Annotated in this window: 3 protein-coding genes; all 3 read right to left on the bottom strand. The window is 69.0% G+C overall.

The annotated features are described in order from the left end of the window. The coding region (locus DBR34_RS22955) for a DeoR family transcriptional regulator (RefSeq protein ID WP_258223887.1) at window positions 1–193 on the bottom strand (193 nt) is incomplete at its 3' end. Between the two features lie 33 nt (window positions 194–226). Next, window positions 227–1,555, bottom strand: coding sequence for a D-tagatose-bisphosphate aldolase, class II, non-catalytic subunit (locus DBR34_RS12620; RefSeq protein ID WP_128097049.1), 1,329 nt, complete (start codon window positions 1,553–1,555; stop codon window positions 227–229). 36 nt (window positions 1,556–1,591) lie between these two features. Then, on the bottom strand, window positions 1,592–1,886 hold a 295-nt coding region (locus tag DBR34_RS22950), incomplete at its 5' end, for an ROK family protein (protein ID WP_258223886.1).

Below are 1,886 nucleotides of genomic sequence, written 5' to 3'. Positions count from 1 at the left end.
GCGGCGGGGTGCGCACCAGGGTCGCGCCGCCATGGGTGCGCGTGGCCAGGCCCTGCGATTCGATGTGGGTCAGGTCGGCGCGGATGGTCACCGCCGACACACCGAACCGCGCGACCAGCTCGCTGACCTGCACGTTGCCGTGCTCGACCAGCAACTGCAGGATCTGTTGGCGACGCTGGCGTGTGTTGCGCATGGGGGCGATTCCGTTCGGAAGGAAAGCCGAAGCTTACCGTTCCGAAAGCTCCGTGACCCGGGAAGTTTCGTTATCGGCCCCGGCGCGGTTGCGATTGCAGGCACGGGCATACTCGCCCAGCCGTTCGGCCACCTTGTGCTGGATCAGCGCCAACGGATCGTGGGTCAGCGCGCCGGCCTCGATGGCCAACTGCTGGTTGGGCAGGAACTGGCTCAGCAGGATCTGCGGCGGCGCGTGCTGGCGCAGGTTGGCCACCAGCGTCTCCAGCGCCGCCACCACGGCCGGCTCGCCCCAGTAATAGCGGCTTCGGTCACTCAGCGAATAGGCGCGCAGCAGCCGCAGTTCGTGTTCATTGCCCTGGTAGTAGCTGCGCCAGCTGCCCGGCTTGTCGCGCATGCACTGGTCGAGCACGGCGATCACGTTGGAGCACTGCGCCGCCGGCAGCAGCTCGGCCTCGATCATGGCCAGGGCGAACACGGCTTCGCGGAACGCATAGGTGGCGGCCGGGCCCACCTTGAGGATGGCGAAGTGGTCGCGCACCAGCGCATGCAGGCCGGCTTCGGTCTGGTAGTCGGTGGAGTGCGCTTCGAACACGATGCGCGGCTGCGCGTCCACAAACGCCGACAACGCGCGGGCTGCGGACGGGTCGTAGTAGTGCACGCTGCTGTGGTCGAAATCGACGCCGGGCTGCACCACCATCGCAATCACGCGCTCCCACGCCGGCAGCAGGTCCGGGGCGGAAAACGCCTCGCGGTGGATGGCCAGGGTGGTGGCGGCCGCTGCCGGCGTGGTGACCTGCAGGCCACCGTCCAGCGAGGCTTCGCCACCGGGGATCGGTACTTCGGTGCCGATCACGTACACCGGCGGCGGCAGCCCGTGCGCGGCGGCGGTGCGTTCGGCGATGCGGGCCAGTTCGGCCGAGCGCGCCGCCACCACCGCATCGGGCAGCGGGGTGGGGTCATCGGCGCAGGACATGCTGCAGTCCAGGTGGATCTTGTGGAAGCCAGCGGCTACGTACGCCTCGATCAGCGTGCGCGCATTGGCCATCGCCACCTCGGCCGGGCCTTTCTGCCACGCGTTGGGCCCGAGATGGTCGCCGCCCAGCACCAGCCGCTCGGCCTGGAAGCCTGCATCGCGGGCGAGTTGCAGCACGTAATCGCGGTACTGCGGCGGGGTCATGCCGGTGTAGCCACCGAACTGGTCTACCTGGTTGGAGGTGGCCTCGATCAGCAGCAGAGTGTCGTAGCGCTGGGCGACCTGCATGGCCGCCAGCAGCACCTGTTCATTGCTGCAGCACACGCTGTACAGGCCCACGGGGTGGCCCTGGCGATGGGCGGCGATCAGCGATTGGATGGCAGACATGGCAACTCCGGAAACAAGCGGTGCAACAAGGGGGTATCAGCAGGCAGGGTGGTGCTGGCGGGCCAGCAGCGCCGCGCCGCGCGCACCGCCGGCATCGCCGAAGGTGGGCGGCAGGATCGGCGGCACGCGCACCCCCTGGAACAGGTAGGGGGTAATCGCGGCGGGCAGGTCGTGGTACAGCTGCTCCAGCTTGGACAGGCCGCCGCCCAGCACGATCACGTGCGGGTCGATGGCCAGGATCAGGTTGGCGAAGCTGTAGCCGAGCAGGTCGCGGTGGATCGCCAGCGCCGTGGTGGCGATGGCATCACCGGCGTGGGCCAGCGCCACCACG

Origin of the sequence: Stenotrophomonas sp. HMWF003, assembly GCF_003061285.1 — a bacterium.
Lineage (GTDB): Bacteria > Pseudomonadota > Gammaproteobacteria > Xanthomonadales > Xanthomonadaceae > Stenotrophomonas > Stenotrophomonas maltophilia_AP.
The sequence above is the reverse complement of the archived record's forward strand: the minus strand, read 5'-3'. Positions and strand labels throughout refer to the sequence as shown.